The 16,359-nt window shown below is 70.0% G+C and carries 13 protein-coding genes; 8 read left to right on the top strand and 5 right to left on the bottom strand.

All coding sequences use genetic code 11. The features are described 5' to 3' along the window. Positions 1-12 precede the first annotated feature (12 nt). Both manB and ACZ7LT_RS22900 read right to left on the bottom strand, forming a co-directional pair. Positions 13-1,095, bottom strand: coding sequence for a mannose-1-phosphate guanylyltransferase (gene manB, locus ACZ7LT_RS22895; protein ID WP_471237931.1), 1,083 nt, complete (start codon positions 1,093-1,095; stop codon positions 13-15). A 118-nt stretch (positions 1,096-1,213) separates the two neighbouring features. Further along, positions 1,214-2,539: a peptidoglycan recognition protein family protein gene (locus ACZ7LT_RS22900; RefSeq protein WP_471237932.1), complete on the bottom strand. Its 1,326-nt coding sequence runs from the start codon at positions 2,537-2,539 to the stop codon at positions 1,214-1,216. A gap of 137 nt (positions 2,540-2,676) precedes the next feature. Between ACZ7LT_RS22900 and ACZ7LT_RS22905 the strand changes: the two genes are divergently transcribed. From ACZ7LT_RS22905 to ACZ7LT_RS22920, 4 genes are all read left to right on the top strand, one after another. Then, on the top strand, positions 2,677-3,429 hold the full coding sequence (locus ACZ7LT_RS22905) for a TIGR03089 family protein (protein WP_471237933.1): 753 nt from the start codon (positions 2,677-2,679) through the stop codon (positions 3,427-3,429). A gap of 202 nt (positions 3,430-3,631) precedes the next feature. After that, complete coding sequence (locus ACZ7LT_RS22910; RefSeq protein WP_471237934.1) at positions 3,632-4,798, top strand: LCP family protein; 1,167 nt, start codon at positions 3,632-3,634, stop codon at positions 4,796-4,798. 221 nt (positions 4,799-5,019) lie between these two features. Next, positions 5,020-6,765 (top strand): LCP family protein, encoded by a 1,746-nt coding sequence (locus ACZ7LT_RS22915; protein ID WP_471237935.1) that lies wholly within the window; start codon positions 5,020-5,022, stop codon positions 6,763-6,765. A gap of 51 nt (positions 6,766-6,816) precedes the next feature. Then, positions 6,817-8,568, top strand: coding sequence for an LCP family protein (locus ACZ7LT_RS22920; RefSeq protein ID WP_471237936.1), 1,752 nt, complete (start codon positions 6,817-6,819; stop codon positions 8,566-8,568). A gap of 70 nt (positions 8,569-8,638) precedes the next feature. On the opposite strand, the gene ACZ7LT_RS22925 is transcribed toward ACZ7LT_RS22920, so the two are convergent. Continuing rightward, positions 8,639-9,652, bottom strand: a complete 1,014-nt coding sequence (locus ACZ7LT_RS22925) for a glycosyltransferase family 2 protein (protein ID WP_471237937.1) — start codon at positions 9,650-9,652, stop codon at positions 8,639-8,641. 125 nt (positions 9,653-9,777) lie between these two features. On the opposite strand from ACZ7LT_RS22925, the gene ACZ7LT_RS22930 reads away from it, so the two are divergent. Beyond that, positions 9,778-11,247 (top strand): LCP family protein, encoded by a 1,470-nt coding sequence (locus ACZ7LT_RS22930; protein WP_471237938.1) that lies wholly within the window; start codon positions 9,778-9,780, stop codon positions 11,245-11,247. Between the two features lie 55 nt (positions 11,248-11,302). Here the strand turns inward: ACZ7LT_RS22930 and ACZ7LT_RS22935 are convergent, their stop codons facing one another. After that, a complete protein-coding gene (locus ACZ7LT_RS22935) occupies positions 11,303-11,851 on the bottom strand; it encodes an acyl-CoA thioesterase (RefSeq protein WP_471237939.1) in 549 nt (182 codons plus the stop codon). A 120-nt stretch (positions 11,852-11,971) separates the two neighbouring features. On the opposite strand from ACZ7LT_RS22935, the gene ACZ7LT_RS22940 reads away from it, so the two are divergent. Then, on the top strand, positions 11,972-13,249 hold the full coding sequence (locus ACZ7LT_RS22940) for an LCP family glycopolymer transferase (RefSeq protein ID WP_471237940.1): 1,278 nt from the start codon (positions 11,972-11,974) through the stop codon (positions 13,247-13,249). 20 nt (positions 13,250-13,269) lie between these two features. Next, complete coding sequence (locus ACZ7LT_RS22945; RefSeq protein WP_471237941.1) at positions 13,270-13,431, top strand: hypothetical protein; 162 nt, start codon at positions 13,270-13,272, stop codon at positions 13,429-13,431. 237 nt (positions 13,432-13,668) lie between these two features. On the opposite strand, the gene ACZ7LT_RS22950 is transcribed toward ACZ7LT_RS22945, so the two are convergent. Next, positions 13,669-14,826 carry an acyl-CoA dehydrogenase gene (locus tag ACZ7LT_RS22950; protein ID WP_471237942.1) on the bottom strand — a complete coding sequence of 386 codons (1,158 nt, stop codon included), beginning with the start codon at positions 14,824-14,826 and terminating at the stop codon, positions 13,669-13,671. A gap of 176 nt (positions 14,827-15,002) precedes the next feature. On the opposite strand from ACZ7LT_RS22950, the gene ACZ7LT_RS22955 reads away from it, so the two are divergent. Further along, positions 15,003-16,352, top strand: a complete 1,350-nt coding sequence (locus ACZ7LT_RS22955; RefSeq protein WP_471237943.1) for a UDP-glucose dehydrogenase family protein — start codon at positions 15,003-15,005, stop codon at positions 16,350-16,352. The last annotated feature ends 7 nt before the right edge of the window (positions 16,353-16,359 follow it).

Raw genomic sequence — 16,359 nt, forward strand, 5'->3', positions numbered from 1 at the left:
TCGAACGAGTCCCTACTGGTCCGACGAGAAACGCAACGAGCCGTCCGGGAGGGTGGCGTCGCACCAGACTCGTACGCCGTCGCGGAGTTCGTTGTCCGCGCCGACGTGGGCGCCGTCGCCGATGACCGCGCCTGTGACCGTCGTACGGGCGCCGACGCGGGCGCCCGCGCCGATGAGGGAGTCGGTGATGACGGCGCCGGCCTCGATCGTCGCGCCGGTCAGGATCGTGCTGCCCGTGACCCGGGCGCCGGCCTCGATCGTCGCGCCCTCGCCGACGACCGTGCCGCCCGTCAGCTTGGCGTCCGGGGCCACCGTGGCCGTCGGCAGGACCAGACGGTCGCCGCAGCGGCCCGGGACGGCCGGGGAGGGTGCCCGGCCCTGGACGAGGTCGGCGGAGCCGCGTACGAACGCCTGGGGCGTGCCCAGGTCGAGCCAGTACGTGGAGTCGACCATGCCCTGGAGGTGCGCGCCCGCGGCCAGCAGGTCGGGGAAGGTCTCGCGCTCGACGGAGACCGGCCGCCCGGCCGGGATGGTGTCGATCACCGAGCGGCGGAAGACGTACGCGCCGGCGTTGATCTGGTCGGTGACGATCTCCTCGGGGGTCTGCGGCTTCTCCAGGAAGGCGGTGACCCGGCCCGTGGGATCCGTGGGGACCAGGCCGAAGGCCCGCGGGTCCTCGACCCGGGTGAGGTGGAGCGAGACGTCGGCGCCGGACGACTCGTGGGTGGCGACCAGCGCGCGGATGTCGAGTCCGGTGAGGATGTCGCCGTTGAAGATCAGTACGGGGTCGTCGGGGCCGGAGTGGAGCCGGGAGGCCACGTTGCGGATGGCGCCGCCGGTGCCCAGCGGCTCCTCCTCGGTGACGTATTCGAGGTGCAGCCCCAGTGCCGAGCCGTCACCGAAGTGCGGTTCGAAGACCTCGGCCAAATACGACGTCGCGAGCACGATGTGCTCGACGCCGGCCGCCCGGGCACGGGCCAGCTGGTGCGTGAGGAACGGGACGCCCGCCGCGTGGACCATGGGCTTCGGTGTGTTCACCGTCAGCGGGCGCAGCCGCGTGCCCTTGCCACCGACCAGGAGGATCGCTTCTGTCACCTTGTCGTCTCTGCTTCCTGCTGGGGCCGGTCGTGGTGCGGTCGTATGACCGATGTGACCGGCCAGTGTATGCAGACCGTCAGGAACATGCTCCGACCGCTTCCCCGTGACATGGCGCTCACGTTCGTCCCTGGAGGGTCGCGGATGCGGTGCGGGCGGTACCGAGCTTGCTGTAGAGCCGTTTTCCGGGGCACTCGGTGGCGAATCCGTCCCGGTGTCCGGAGATGGTCTTGAGCTTCACCTTCGTCCCCTTCTTGTACAAGTTGCCCCCGCCGGACGTGAGATACGTCGTACCGCGCGGGTTGACTCCGTACAGGCCCAGCTTCCAGGCCGTCAGGCGGGCGATGGCGTTGACCGCCGCGGTGGGCGGGGCCTTGGCGGTGAAGGTGCCGAGGACGGCGACGCCCATGCTGTTGGCGTTGAAGCCGCGCGTATGCGCGCCCTGTACCGGCTTGGAGACGCCACCCGCGCGCCCTTCGTAGATATTTCCGCATTTGTCGACGGCGAAGTTGTAGCCGATGTCACGCCAGCCGCTGCTCACCACGTGGTAGCGGTAGATACTGCGCAGGAGTGAGGGGACCTGCTTGCAGGTGTAGTTGTTGCCTGTGACCGTGTGGTGCACGAAGGCGGCCTTCACCGAGTTGGTGTAGGCGAAGTTCTTCTCGCGGAGCTTCTCGTCGGCTCCCCAGCCCTTGCGGGTGACGATCTTCGGCCGTGGGCCGATGTACGGCTGGGCGAAGCCGACCAGCCGGGACTCCGTCTCCGCCTTGCTGAGGGCGGGGATGGTGGTGGCGCCCAGCGGGGCGAGGTCGGCGTTGACCGCGGACGAGGCGGCCTGTTCCGCCGTCATGGGGCCCGTCGCCGGAGCCCGGTCGTCGTCGTCGCCCACGACGCCGCGCGGGCCCGCCGCCACCGCGTCCACGGGGTCCTGTCCCGGGTCGACGAGTTCGAGGCGCAGGCCGCCGGGGAGGGCGGCGGTGCCGTCCGACTGCACGCGGATCTCGACGGCGTCCGAGGCGCCGACCCAGAGCGGGGCCGTGGCGCCGCGGACGGTCTCCGAGGCGCCTTCGGCGGTGCCGGGGTCGGCGGCGTGCTCGTGGTTGTGGGTCTCGAGGTCCTGCCAGCCGGACCAGGTGCGGCTGCCGCTCGGGCGGGTACGGACCTGGACTGTGCCGTGCAGTTCGGCGGTGGCGTCGTCCCAGACGACGCCGACGAGCGAGAACGGGCGGACGTCGCTCGGGGGCAGGCCCTGCTGTGCGGAACCGGCGACGCGGTCGGACGCCCGGGGGCCGAGCGGGGCGAGCGGGAGGGACTGGGTGGAGCCCGGGACGACGTCCGCCTCGACCGGTACGGCGGGCGGGGCCGCCACGGCGGGCGACGCGAACGGAACGGCGAGGGCGGCGGTGCACGCGACCCCGATGGCGGAGGCAAGGTAGGCACGCATGGACTGATCGTGTGCGGACCGGAGTTGTTCCGCCCGTCGGAACGACGCCAGGAAACTGACGGGGAGTCGGTCCGACCGGTGGACGGGGTCACCGGTACGGCGGGTACCGGGCGGGCCCGCCGCGTACTGTTGCGCGGGTGAATGCCAGCGACCGCACCCCCGCCGACCTGCTGCGATCCGCGCTCGCCGCGGACCCTGCCCGCCCCTTGGTCACCTTTTACGACGATGCCACCGGTGAGCGCGTCGAATTGTCCGTGGCCACTTTCGCCAATTGGGTGGCCAAGACCGCCAACCTCCTCCAGGGCGACCTCGCCGCCGGTCCCGGCGACCGGCTCGCGCTGCTGCTGCCCGCGCACTGGCAGACGGCCGTGTGGCTGCTCGCCTGTGCGTCGGTCGGGGTGACCGCGGAGGTGGGCGGCGATCCGGCCGAGGCCGATCTCGTCGTCAGCGGTCCGGACACGCTGGAGGCCGCGCGGGCCTGCTCCGGCGAGCGGGTCGCGCTCGCGCTGCGGCCGCTGGGCGGGCGCTTCCCGGCCCCGCCGGCCGGGTTCGCCGACTACGCCGTGGAAGTGCCCAGCCAGGGCGACCGCTTCGCGCCGTTCGCACCGGTCGACCCGGACGCGGCGGCGCTGCGGGTGGAGGGCGCCGGGCTGACGGCCGCCCAGCTCGTCGAGCGGGCCCGGGCGGATGCCTCGGCGTGGGGCCTCGAGCCCGGCGCGCGGCTGCTGTCGGGGCTCCCGTACGACACCTGGGAAGGGCTGTCGGCCGGGCTGTACGCACCGCTCGCCTCGGGGGCCTCGGTGGTGCTGTGCCGGAACCTCGACCAGCTGTCGCCGGAGGGTCTGGCGAAGCGGATCGAGAGCGAGCGGGTCACCGACACGCGAGCGTGAGGCGTGAGCGTCGGCACGGGTTCCCGGACCGTGGGCCGGTTCACGGACCGGGACCCCCACCACGGTCCGTCACCACTTCGCGGCCGCCCCGAAGTCCACCCGTCCGGCGCAATCGCCTGCCGAGTCCCCGGACCCAGGGGTCGGCTCCGGTACATGATCGGCGGTACGTACCCGAAGACGCCTTGAAGGACGGACCCCGAACGTGACGGACAGTGCTGGCACGCCCCCCGAACCGGAAGCGGACAGCACCGAGTCCAACGACTCCGCCAACCGCAGGCGGTACTGGCTGCGTTGGGCCGCGCTCGGGACCTCCTTCGTGCTGCTCGCGGCGGCCGGTGTCGGCTGGTGGCTCTACCGCAAGCTCGACGGCAACATCACCACGGACACCACGGCCGCCGCCGAACTGGAGCGGTACGAGAAGGAGCGCCCCACGTCCGTGGCGAAGGGGGCCCAGAACATCCTGATGATCGGCTCCGACACCCGCTCGGGCAGCGGCAACACCAAGTACGGCCGCGACGGGGACAGCCAGCGCTCCGACACGACGATCCTGGTGCATCTGGCCGCAGACCGCGGCAGCGCGACGGCCATGTCGATCCCGCGCGACCTGATGGTGACGGTCCCCAGCTGCCGCAAGGCCGACGGGACCCGCACGCGTGAGCAATGGGCCCAGTTCAACTGGGCCTTCGGGTTCGGTGGGGCGGCGTGCACGATCCGTACGGTCGAGAAGATGACCGGGATCCGGATCGATCACCACATGATCGTCGACTTCCACGGCTTCAAGAAGATGGTCGACGCCGTGGACGGGGTGGAGGTCTGCCTCAAGGAGCCGGTCAACGACGCCGACGCGCATCTGAAGCTGCCGGCCGGACGTCAGACGCTCCGCGGGGAGCAGGCGCTGGGGTTCGTACGGGCCCGGAAGACGCTGGGCAACGGCAGTGACACCGAGCGGATGGACCGCCAGCAGCAGTTCCTCGGAGCCCTGGTCAACAAGGTGCAGAGCAATGGCGTGCTGCTCAATCCGACCAAGCTCTATCCGGTCCTGGACGCGGCGACGAAGGCGCTGACCACCGACCCGGGCCTGGACTCGCTGCGGGATCTGTACGAACTGGCGCGCTCGATGCGCAGCGTACCGACTGAAAAGGTGCAGTTTCTGACTGTTCCGAGGAAACCATATGCATGGAATCCGAACCGGGACGAATTGGTGCAACCTGCCGCGAACGACCTCTTCAAGCGGCTGCGGGAGGACACACCGGTCGAGGTCGACCCGGAGGGCGGAGCCGAACGCAGACCCGACTCCTCCAGCGCGTGGAACTCCACTCCGTCGCCCACGTTCTCCGGGCGGAACGCGGCAGAAGGCACCTGCGCGTAAAGCGATGACCAAGCCGGGGTGGCCCTTCCATAAGGTTTGGGCGGTATGCCCGGTTGTAAGGGGCGTGGAATTTGTCACGGACGTCGCCCCACGCTGAACTGGGCGGATAGTGTGACGCGATCCGGTGCGCCGACCGTCTGGTCGCGCACTCCAGGATCGAAAGACCGAGCGCCTGACGGGGGAGGCGCCTCGCGTGGCACCGACGGAGGACTCAAGCAACCGTGGACGCGCACAGCCGTGGACGGGCGGAGGAGATCGACCCCGCCGACCAGTGGGTGCTCAACCCGCAGACCGGTAGTTACGAACTGCGACTGGACCATTCCGCTGGGCAGTCGCCCGCTTCCCGGTCGCGCGGCGCGGGCGCCTCCACGGCGTCCGGCCGCGGCAGAACCTCCGACGTCCCCGGCTCCCGCGGCAGGAGCGCCGAGGTCCCCGGCCAGCGCAGGCGCCGCCCGTCCGGCGGCGGCTCGGACGGTCCGCCGCCCGGCGCGGGCCGCCGCAAGCGCAAGCCGCAGAAGTCCCGTAAGAAGAAGGTGCTCCTGTGGACCGGCGGGGTCACGGCCTTCGCGCTCGTGGCCGGCGCCATCGGGGTGTACGCCCTCTACGAGCACTTCGACGGGAACATCCAGACCGTCGACATCGCGGGTGCGGGCAGCGGCGGTTTCAAGAAGGACCAGCCCGTCAACATCCTCGTGATCGGTACGGACAAGCGGACCGGCGACGGCAACGGCGGCTACGGCGACAAGAACAGCCCCGGCCACGCCGACACCACGATCCTCTTCCATGTCTCCAAGGACCGGACGAACGCGACCGCGCTCTCCATCCCCCGCGACATGATCGCCGACATCCCGGACTGCCCCACCAAGCAGCCGGACGGCTCCACCAAAATCATCCCCGGCCAGCGGGGCCAGCGGTTCAACGTCTCGCTCGGCCAGAACGGCCGGGACCCGGGCTGCACCATGCGTACGGTCAAGGAGCTCACCGGCCTTCAGGTCGACCACTTCATGATGGCCGACTTCAACGCGGTCAAGGAGCTGACCACCGCCGTCGGCGGCGTCAAGGTCTGCCTGGCCAAGCCGGTCGACGACAAGAAGTCGCATCTGAAGCTGCCGGCCGGTGAGTCGGTCATCCAGGGCGAGCAGGCGCTGGCCTTCGTCCGTACCCGCTCCAGCTTCGGCAACAAGAGCGACCTCGACCGGATCAAGATCCAGCAGCAGTTCCTCAGTTCGATGATCCGGCAGATGAAGTCGAGCGAGACGCTGACCAGCCCCACCAAGATGTACGGGCTCGCGGACGCCGCCACCAAGGCGCTCACGGTTGACTCGGGGATAGGCAGCATCAAGAAGCTCACGGGTCTCGCCCAGGAGCTGGGCAAGATCGACCCGAAGAACATCACCTTCGCGACCGTGCCGGTGATAGACAATCCGGCCGAGAAGATCCCGGCGACCGTCGTCCTCGACGAGCCCAAGTCCGAGCCGCTGTTCGCGATGATGCGCTCCGACACCTCGCTCACCGAGGTGAAGAAGAAGGAGCAGGACGCCAAGAACGCCCAGGCGAGCGCGCAGGCCGCGCTGCTCACGGGGCCGCGGTCGACGGCCTCCGCCGTCCGCGTCGACGTCTACAACGGCAGCGACACCCGGGGCGCGGCCCAGTCGACGATCAACTGGCTGCAGAACGACATGGGCGTGACGCGGTCGACGAACAAGAGCAACGCCCCGGCGAAGGTGGCGAAGACGACGCTCGAGTACGCGCCGAACCAGGCGGACCAGGCCCGCAAGCTCGCGGACATGATGGGTCTGCCGGCCACGGCGCTCAAGCCGGGCAAGGAGAACGCAGAGGGTCTGCAGGCGATGACCCTGACGCTCGGCGCGGACTTCAAGGGTGCGGGGGTGCCCCTCACGGGACCGGCGAAGGCCCCGGAAGGTGTGCAGAAGGTGGAAGCCGACAAGCAGGTGTGCGCCAAGTGATCCGGAGATGCCGGATCATGGAACACATCTGAGCGACAGGGGGATCCAGGGGTGGGACAGAGCAGCGTGCGCGGGGAGGGGACACGGAAACGTGTCTCGCGCGCCCGCGACCTCGGCTGGGACGACAGTCTCTACGCCGAAGGCGCCGAGGGGGACGTGCCGTCGCCGCGCGAGGGATCGGGCGGCGGTGGCCGCTCCGGGCGGGGCGGCAGTGGGGGCGGCGGTGACCGCGGTCCCGGTGGCGGTGGCCGCAGCAGGGGCCGTCGCCGCGGCAATCCGCGCCGTCGTGCGCGCAGCGGCAAGCGCCGGATATTCCGCTGGATCGCGATCGTCCTCTCGCTGCTGATACTCGGCACGGCCGGCGCCGGATATCTGTACTACCAGCACCTCAACAGCAATATCCGCAGCGGCGGGCGGGCCGGTGGCGACAGCGGTGTGAAGAAGCCGAACGCCAACGGCAACACCGCCCTCAATATCCTCCTGATCGGCTCCGACAGCCGCGCCAAGGCGGAGAACGTCGCTCTCGGCGGCGGCCGGGACCTCAAGGACGCGAAACCGCTTGCGGACGTGCAGATGCTGCTGCACATATCGGCGGACCGGAAGAACGCCTCCGTCATCAGCATTCCGCGGGACACGATGGTCCAGGTCCCGGAGTGCAAGGACGACAAGGGCGAGACGTACCGGTCGTCGTTCTCCCCCATCAACGAGTCCCTCCAGCGGGGCGGTCCGGGCTGCACGCTCACCACCTGGGAGAGCATCACCGGCGTCTACGTCGACCACTGGATGATGATCGACTTTGCGGGTGTGGTGTCGATGGCTGACGCCATCGGCGGCGTCAAGGTCTGTGTGGAGCACGGCGTCTGGGACCGGCCCACACGGCAGGTCAAGGGCGGCTCCGGTCTGAAGCTCCCCAAGGGCGACAACATCATCAAGGGCGAGGACGCGCTCAAGTGGCTGCGTACCCGGCACGCCTTCTACAGCGACCAGGGCCGTTCCAAGGCCCAGCACATGTACATGAACTCGATGATCCGCACGCTGAAGTCGCAGAGCGTGTGGACGGACACCGGGCGCCTGATGGATCTGGCCGAGGCCGGTACGAAGGCGCTCCAGGTCTCCGAGGAGATCGGCACGGTCAAGGGCCTGTTCGACGTGGCCATGGAGCTCAAGGACGTGCCGACCAATCGCATCACGATGATGACGATGCCGGCCGTCGAGTGGTCGCAGAACAAGAACAGGCTGGTGCCGGTCGAGAAGGACGCCGACAAGCTGTGGGCGATGCTCCGTGAGGACGTCGCCTTCGACAAGAACGGCAAGCCCGCCGACGCCAAGCCCTCGACGGCGCCGTCCACACCGGCCGGACCGGCCGCGGCCGCGCCGAACACCCTCGGTGTCACGGTCGTCAACGGCACGGGCGGCGACGGCGAGGTGTCCGTCAAGGGCCGGGCGACCCGGCTGAAGGAGGTCCTGCGCGGCAAGGGCTTCACCCAGACGTCGGCCTCGCAGAGCGCGGAGCCGCGCAAGGACACGGTGGTGCGGTACGCGCAGAAGGACGGCGCGCAGGGCAAGGCCGACGCGCTCTCCGTGGCGACGGCCCTCGGCATCCCGCCGACCTCGGTCCGGGCCGACGCGAAGGCGGAGGCGCTGACGGTGGTGATCGGCGCGGACTGGCGCGCGGGTGACACCTTCGCCAAGCCGAAGCCGGTGGCGGGCGACCTGCCTTCGAGCGTCGAGGCGAGCAACGGCGCCGACGAGAGCGCGTGCATGCCCGTGTACGAGACGTACCGCTGGAACGGCAAGGACTGACCCGGCAGCGCATGAAGGAGGCCGCCCGGTGCGTGACGCACCGGGCGGCCTCTTCTCGTTGCAGGTGCTCTCAGACCGTGGCCTTGACCGCCGGGCGGCGGCTCGCGATGACCTTCTTCGCCAGGGAGCGGGGGCTGGTCAGGAAGCCGTACCCCCACGACATGTGCATCGTGGCGAGCGCCACCGGGATCTGCAGCCGTGCCTTCAGCGGCAGGCCCTTGCCGGCCGGGACCGAGCCCGCCGTGATCGCGGCGAGGTAGCCCGCGGGGACGACGAAGCCGAGCGGGGTGAGCGTCGCACCGACCACGACACCCGCGGCGATCGCGCAGACCGCGGCCGGCGGGGCGAGGTAGCGCAGATTGATGGAGCCCTGGTGGTAGCGGGCGACCACATGGCGCCAACGGCCGTAGTCCTTGTACTGCTTGGCCAGGGCGCGGACGCTCGGCCGGGGGCGGTACTGGACCCGCAGCTCGGGCGAGAACCAGATCAGGCCGCCCGCCTCGCGGATGCGGAAGTTCAGCTCCCAGTCCTGGGCGCGGATGAACTCCTCGTTGTATCCGCCCTGTTGCTCCAGCGCCTCGCGGCGGAAGACACCCAGGTAGACGGTCTCGGCGGGGCCCGCCGCGCCGCCGGTGTGGAAGGCGGCGTTGCCGACGCCGATCTTGGAGGTCATGGCGGCCGCGACCGCGTCCTCCCAGGCGTTCTCGCCCTCGGCGTGCATGATCCCGCCGACGTTCTGCGCGCCGGTCTCCTCCAGGAGGCGGACCGCGGTGGCGATGTAGTTGGGCGAGAGCATGCCGTGACCGTCGACCCGGACCACGATCGGATGACGCGAGGCCTTGATCGCGGCGTTGAGGGCCGCGGGCGTGCGCCCGGTGGGGTTGGGGACGGTGTGGACCCGGGGGTCCTCGCGGACGAGCTCGGCGGCGATCTCGTCCGTACGGTCCGTGGACGGACCGAGCGCGATCACCACCTCCATCTCGCCGTCGTACTCCTGCTCGAGGATGTGACGGACCGAGTTGCGCAGATGCCGCTCCTCATTGAGGACCGGCATGATCACGGAGACAGGGGGCTTGGCGTTCATCGGTCGCCACGTTACCGCGAACGGGGGACACGGGCGCGCGCCGCCGGGGGCGGCGCACTCTGCCGCTGATCGTATGGGCCTACGGTTCTTACGGTTCTCCCCTCACCAGCGGAGGTGTCCCCCCAGTGCCCGCACCGCCCCGCCCGCACCGCCCCCGGCCGGCCGCCGCCCGTACCGCCCCGGCGGCGACGCGGCGGTCCAGACGAGGCGGGCGGCCCCGCTGGGGCATGCGGATGGCGACCGGTCTGTCGGTGCTGGTGCTCGCGGCGGGCGGCATCGGGCACGCAGTGGTGACCAGCCTGGACACCGGCATCGACCGGATCGACCCGTTCAAGGACATGAAGAACCGGCCCGAGGCCGGTCACGGCACCAACATCCTGGTCGTCGGCACCGACGGGCGCGACAAGATCAGCCCGGAGGAGAAGGAGAAGTACCGGCTGGGCGGGGCGCCCTGCCACTGCACCGACACGGTGATACTGGTGCACATCTCCGAGGACCGGGAGCGCGCCAGCATCGTGAGCCTGCCGCGTGACTCGTACGCCATGATGCCCGAGCACACCGACGCCACCAGCGGCAAGCACCACCAGGCCCATCCGGTGAAGCTGAACGCGGCCTACGCCGAGGGCGGCCCGGCGCTGACCGTACGGACCGTGGAGAACATGACCCGGGTCAAGATCGACCACTATCTGGAGGTCGACTTCACCAGCTTCATGCGGACGGTCGACGCCGTCGGCGGGGTGCGGATCTGTACGGCGCGCCCGATGAAGGACAAGTACTCCGGGATCGACCTGCCGGCCGGCACGCATCAGCTGAACGGCGGCCAGGCGCTTCAGTACGTCCGCTCCCGGCATGTCGACGGGGCCTCCGACCTGGGGCGGATGCAGCGCCAGCAGCGGTTCCTGGCCGCGCTGATCCACCGGCTGACCAGCGGCGGGGTGCTGCTCAACCCGGTGAAGTTCCGCGCGGTGGCCACGACCATGCTGAACTCGGTCCGGGCCGACCAGGGCTTCGGCACGCAGCAGATGCTCGCCCTCGCCAAGGCCATGCGGGGCTTCACCCCGGCCTCGTCGGAGTTCACCTCCGTGCCCGTGGGTGATGTAAGCCACGCGGTGAAGGGGATCGGCTCGACGGTGAAGTGGGACCCGGTGAAGTCCCGCAAGCTCTTCCAGGCGCTGCGCGACGACCGGCCGCTCGCCCCGCACGGCACCCGCGGACAGGGGACCGCGAAGCTGGTGGACGTGTCACCACGGCAGATCCGGGTGCAGGTCTTCAACGGCACCCGCACGGACGGGCTCGGCCGCCGCCTCGACACCGCGCTGCGCGCGACCGGCTTCAACACCACCCAGGCCCCGCTGAACGCCGGCGGCCCCATCCGCTCGCGCACGGTCGTCGCCTACGACCCGAGCTGGGACCGCTCGGCGAAGGCGCTGGCCACGGCGCTGCCCGGGTGCGAGATGAAGGCCGTGACCGGGCAGGGCGCGACGCTGAAGGTGACGGCCGGGACGGACTTCAAGGGGGTCACGCCGGTCCGAGCCCAGGATCCCCAGCAGGGCGAGTTCGGCGCGGTCACCGGCGATCAGGTGGTGTGTTCGTAGAAACGAGGGGCCGCGGGGTCAGTCCTCGTAGACGCGAGGGGCCAACGGAGACCGGTCAGTCCTCGTAACCCTCGGCGGCGCGGCGTTCACGCAGTTCCTTGATCGCGCGGCGCCGGGCGAGCCGGTGCGTGCGACGGATCTGGGCCTCCTGATAGCGGCGCTTGTCCTGGTCGGTCTCGGGGATGACCGGCGGGACGGTCCGGGGCTTGCCGTCGGCGTCGACGGCGGCGAAGACGAGATAGGCGCTGCCGACCTGGGTGGGGGGCGTCGACTCGTTCCAGCGCTCGGCGAGGACCCGTACACCGATCTCCATGGAGGAGCGGCCGGTCCAGTTGCACTGGGCGCGTACGTGCACCAGGTCGCCGACCCTGACGGGCTCCAGGAAGACCATCTCGTCCATGGAGGCGGTGACCGCGGGGCCGCCGGAGTGGCGTCCGGCGACGGCGCCCGCCACGTCGTCGACCAGCTTCATGATCACGCCACCATGGACCGTACCGAGGAGATTCGTCTCGTTCGCCGTCATGATGTGGCTGAGGGTCGTCCGGGCCGCCGAGGTGGGCTTGCCCGGAATATCGCTCTCCTGGCGCGGAGCCTGATCTGTCATGCCCTCCACCCTATTCATTCCTGTTCATTACCGATCGCATTGCATCAGCTTCGCAACAGGGCTGCCCCGATATCCCACCCACCCTGTCAGCGGCGCGGAGGGGGCCTGCACACTATCCGCATGAATGACTGGCCCGATGGACGTGACCGCGGATATGGCCGCGGCGGTGGCGGCGCGGACCCTGAGGGTGCTCGGGTGATGCGCCATGTGCAGCGCCCGCAGGTCCCCCAGCAGCCTCCGCAGTACGACGACGGTTACGGCCACGGGCAGCAGCCGGCCCCGTCGTACGAGGGGTACGACAGCGGGTACAACACGGGCCAGGTCTACGGCGCCCCCCAGGGACCCGGTGGCGGGCACGGCGGTGGCCGGGGCACGGTCCCGCCGCCGCGCGGTCCGCAGCCCTCCTACCCGGGGGCGGCCCCGGACTGGCGCAAGCGGATCAAGGTCGGCTCGATCGTGCTCGTGACGGCGGTGCTCGCCTGGGGCGTCGGTACGTACGCGTGGGCGAGCTCACAGATGCGCAACGAGGTCGACCTCGCGAAGGTGATCGAGCGCCCCAAGGAGGGCGACTGCACGACGTATCTGATCGTCGGCTCGGACAGCCGTGAGGGCATGTCGAGCGAGGAGAAGAAGAAGCTGCACACCGGCTCCGCCGAGGGCAAGCGGACCGACTCGATGATGATCCTGGCCGCCTGTGGCAGCGGCAACACCATGATCTCGCTGCCGCGTGACTCCTGGGTGACGATCCCGTCCTTCGTCGGCTCGGAGTCCGGCAAGAAGTACCAGGCGCGCGGCGGCTCCAAGCTGAACGCCGCGTACGCGATGGACGGACCGGAACTGCTGGTCCGCACGGTCGAGTTCAACACCGGGCTGCGGATCGACCACTACGCCGAGATCGGATTCGCGGGCTTCGCGAACATCGTGGACGCGCTCGGCGGTGTCGAGATGGACATCCCGAAGGCGTTCAAGGACAAGAAGTCCGGCGCCGACTTCCAGGCCGGCAAGCAGACCCTCAACGGCGAGCAGGCGCTGGCCTTCGTCCGGACGCGGTACGCGTTCGCGGAGTCGGACCTGGCGCGGACGAAGAACCAGCAGAAGTTCCTGTCGGCCCTTGCGAACCAGGCGGCGACGCCGAGCACGATCATCAACCCGTTCACGCTCTACCCGACGCTGGGCGCGGGCCTGGACACGCTGATCGTGGACAAGGACATGTCGCTCTTCGACCTGGGTCAGATGTTCTTCGCGATGAAGGGCATCAGCGGCGGTGACGGTACGTCGATGAACATCCCGATCTCGGGGTCGGCGCCGCAGGGCTCCCTGAAGTGGGACATGCCGAAGGTGAAGCAGCTGGTGAGCCAGATCCAGAACGACGAGAAGGTCACCGTCACCGAGAAGTGACGCCAGAGGAGAGGAAACGGGTGCCACGTCCGAGAGCTCTGAGCAGTCTGGGCCTCGACGAGACGACCGGCGCCGTCTACGAGGCGGTTCTTCGCTCCACGGAGGCGGTGGACCGCCAGCGGGTCGCCGCCGACCTGGACCTGCCGCTGTCACGGACACGGACGGTCTCGCCCGGCTGGTGACCCTGGGGCTCGTACGGCCGCACAGCGCGCCGGCCGGCACCTTCGGGACTCTCGGAGCGGCCCCCGCCTTGATCAACTTAAGAGGTCCGGGCCACCCCCGACGCCCCTTCGCGGTGTCCTCCACCGGCCACGTCCGTTACCGGACACACACCGCCGCCGAGGGCCGTGCGGACGGCCCGCGGGAAACGGAAAGGCCCCCGGCGTGGAGCCGGGGGCCTGACCGAAGCGAGGGAGGGGTTACGGCAGGTTGCGCGCCATGACGATGCGCTGGACCTGGTTCGTGCCCTCGTAGATCTGGGTGATCTTGGCGTCGCGCATCATGCGCTCGACCGGGTAGTCACGGGTGTAGCCGTAGCCGCCGAGCAGCTGGACGGCGTCCGTGGTGATCTCCATGGCGACGTCGGAGGCGAAGCACTTGGCCGCGGCGCCGAAGAAGGTGAGGTCGCCGTCGAGGCGCTCCGACTTGGCGGCGGCCGAGTACGTGAGCTGGCGGGCGGCCTCCAGCTTCATCGCCATGTCGGCGAGCATGAACTGCACGCCCTGGAAGTCGGCGATCGGCTTGCCGAACTGCTTGCGCTCCTGGACGTAGCCCTTGGCGTAGTCGAGGGCGCCCTGCGCGATGCCGAGGGCCTGGGCCGCGATGGTGATGCGGGTGTGGTCCAGGGTCTTCATCGCCGTGGCGAAGCCGGTGCCCTCCTCGCCGATCATGCGGTCGGCGGGGATGCGGACGTTGTCGAGGTAGACCTCGCGGGTCGGGGAGCCCTTGATGCCGAGCTTCTTCTCCGGAGCGCCGAAGGAGACGCCCTCGTCGCCCTTCTCCACGACGAAGGCGGAGATGCCCTTCGAGCGCTTCTCCGGGTCGGTCACGGCCATGACCGTGTAGTACTCGGAGACGCCGGCGTTGGTGATCCAGCGCTTGACGCCGTTGAGCACCCAGAAGTCACCGTCACGGACGGCCTTCGTCTTCATGCCGGCGGCGTCGGAGCCCGCGTCCGGCTCGGAGAGGCAGTACGAGAACATCGCGTCGCCCTTGGCGAGCGGGCCCAGGTACTTCTTCTTCAGCTCCTCGGAGCCGGAGAGGATCACCGGCAGGGAGCCGAGCTTGTTCACGGCCGGGATCAGGGAGGAGGAGGCGCAGACGCGGGCCACCTCCTCGATCACGATGACCGTGGCGAGGGCGTCGGCGCCGGCGCCGCCGTAGCTCTCCGGGACGTGGACGGCGTGCAGGTCGGAGGAGACCAGCGCGTCGAGCGCCTCCTGCGGGAAGCGGGCCTCCTCGTCCACCGTGGCGGCGTACGGAAGGATCTTGGCCTCGGCGAGCGAGCGGACGGTGTCCCGGAGCATGTCGTGCTCTTCGGACGGGCGGTACAGGTCGAAATCAGCGGAACCCGCCAAGGTCTCTCACTCCCCAAAGACGCTAACTACCGTTAAGTAACCCAAATTTTAGTGGGCTTCGGTGCGCCAGGCATACGTGAGCTTGCTGACAGCCGCAGCCCGCGGCTGATCTGCCCCGGTCAGGGCCCGACTATGCTCGTCCGCGCACTCCTCCCCCGTACCCCCTGGAGCACCGCATGGCCCTGAAGATCACTGTGATCGGCACCGGTTACCTCGGCGCCACCCACGCAGCGGCCATGGCGGAACTGGGCTTCGAGGTCCTCGGCCTCGACGTGGTGCCCGAGAAGATCGAGATGCTGGCCTCGGGCCGGGTCCCCATGTTCGAGCCCGGCCTTGAGGAGCTGCTCGCCAAGCACGTCGCGGGGATCGAGGGCTCGACGGGACGCCTGCGCTTCACCACCTCCTGGGAGGAGGTCGGCGCCTTCGGCGACGTCCACTTCGTCTGTGTGAACACACCGCAGAAGCACGGTGAGTACGCCTGCGACATGTCGTACGTCGACTCGGCCTTCGCCTCCCTCGCGCCCGTGCTGCGCGACGGCGCGCTGGTCGTCGGCAAGTCGACCGTGCCGGTCGGCTCGGCCGAGCGGCTCGCCGCGCTCCTCGCCGAGCGGGCGGCCGAGGGCGTGGAGCTCGCCTGGAACCCGGAGTTCCTGCGCGAGGGCTTCGCCGTCCAGGACACTCTGCACCCGGACCGGATCGTCGTCGGTACGGCCAGCGAGCGCGCGGAGAAGCTGCTGCGCGAGGTGTACGCCGTGCCGGTCGGGGAAGGGTCGCCGTTCGTCGTGACGGACTTCCCGACCGCGGAGCTGGTGAAGACCTCCGCGAACTCGTTCCTCGCCACCAAGATCTCCTTCATCAACGCGATGGCGGAGGTCTGCGAGGCGGCCGGTGGCGATGTGGCGAAGCTGGCGGAGGCGATCGGGTACGACGAGCGGATCGGGTCGAAGTTCCTGCGGGCCGGTATCGGCTTCGGCGGCGGCTGCCTGCCGAAGGACATCCGCGCGTTCATGGCGCGCGCCGGTGAGCTGGGCGTGGACCAGGCGCTGACCTTCCTGCGGGAGATCGACTCCATCAACATGCGGCGCCGCGGCCAGATGGTCGAGATGGCGCGTGAGGCGCTCGGCAACGGGCTCGGCAACGGCTCCTTCCTGGGCAAGCGGGTGGCCGTGCTCGGCGCGACGTTCAAGCCGGACTCGGACGACGTACGGGACTCGCCCGCGCTGAACGTGGCCGGTCAGATCCACCTCCAGGGCGGCCAGGTCACCGTCTACGACCCGAAGGGCATGGACAACGCCCGCCGCCTCTTCCCCACGCTGGGCTACGCCGACTCGGCCCTGGAGGCCGTACGGGGCGCGGACATCGTGCTGCACCTGACGGAGTGGCGGGAATTCCGCGAGCTGGACCCGGCGGAGCTGTGCGAGGTCGTGGCGTCGCCGGTGGTGCTGGACGGACGCAACGCGCTGGACGGCGCGCGCTGGCGCGAGGCGGGCTGGACGTACCGCGCGATGGGCCGCCCGCGGGCCTAGCCCTGTC

It is taken from the genome of Streptomyces sp. NPDC039465 (genome assembly GCF_055639315.1).

What these genes read in the sequence shown, in the direction of transcription:
- ACZ7LT_RS22900 (WP_471237932.1), bottom strand. Translation starts at nt 2,539, where the DNA reads ATGCGTGCCTACCTTGCCTCCGCCATCGGGGTCGCGTGCACCGCCGCC.
- ACZ7LT_RS22925 (WP_471237937.1), bottom strand. Translation starts at nt 9,652, where the DNA reads ATGAACGCCAAGCCCCCTGTCTCCGTGATCATGCCGGTCCTCAATGAG.
- ACZ7LT_RS22935 (WP_471237939.1), bottom strand. Translation starts at nt 11,851, where the DNA reads ATGACAGATCAGGCTCCGCGCCAGGAGAGCGATATTCCGGGCAAGCCC.
- ACZ7LT_RS22940 (WP_471237940.1), top strand. Translation starts at nt 11,972, where the DNA reads ATGAATGACTGGCCCGATGGACGTGACCGCGGATATGGCCGCGGCGGT.
- ACZ7LT_RS22955 (WP_471237943.1), top strand. Translation starts at nt 15,003, where the DNA reads ATGGCCCTGAAGATCACTGTGATCGGCACCGGTTACCTCGGCGCCACC.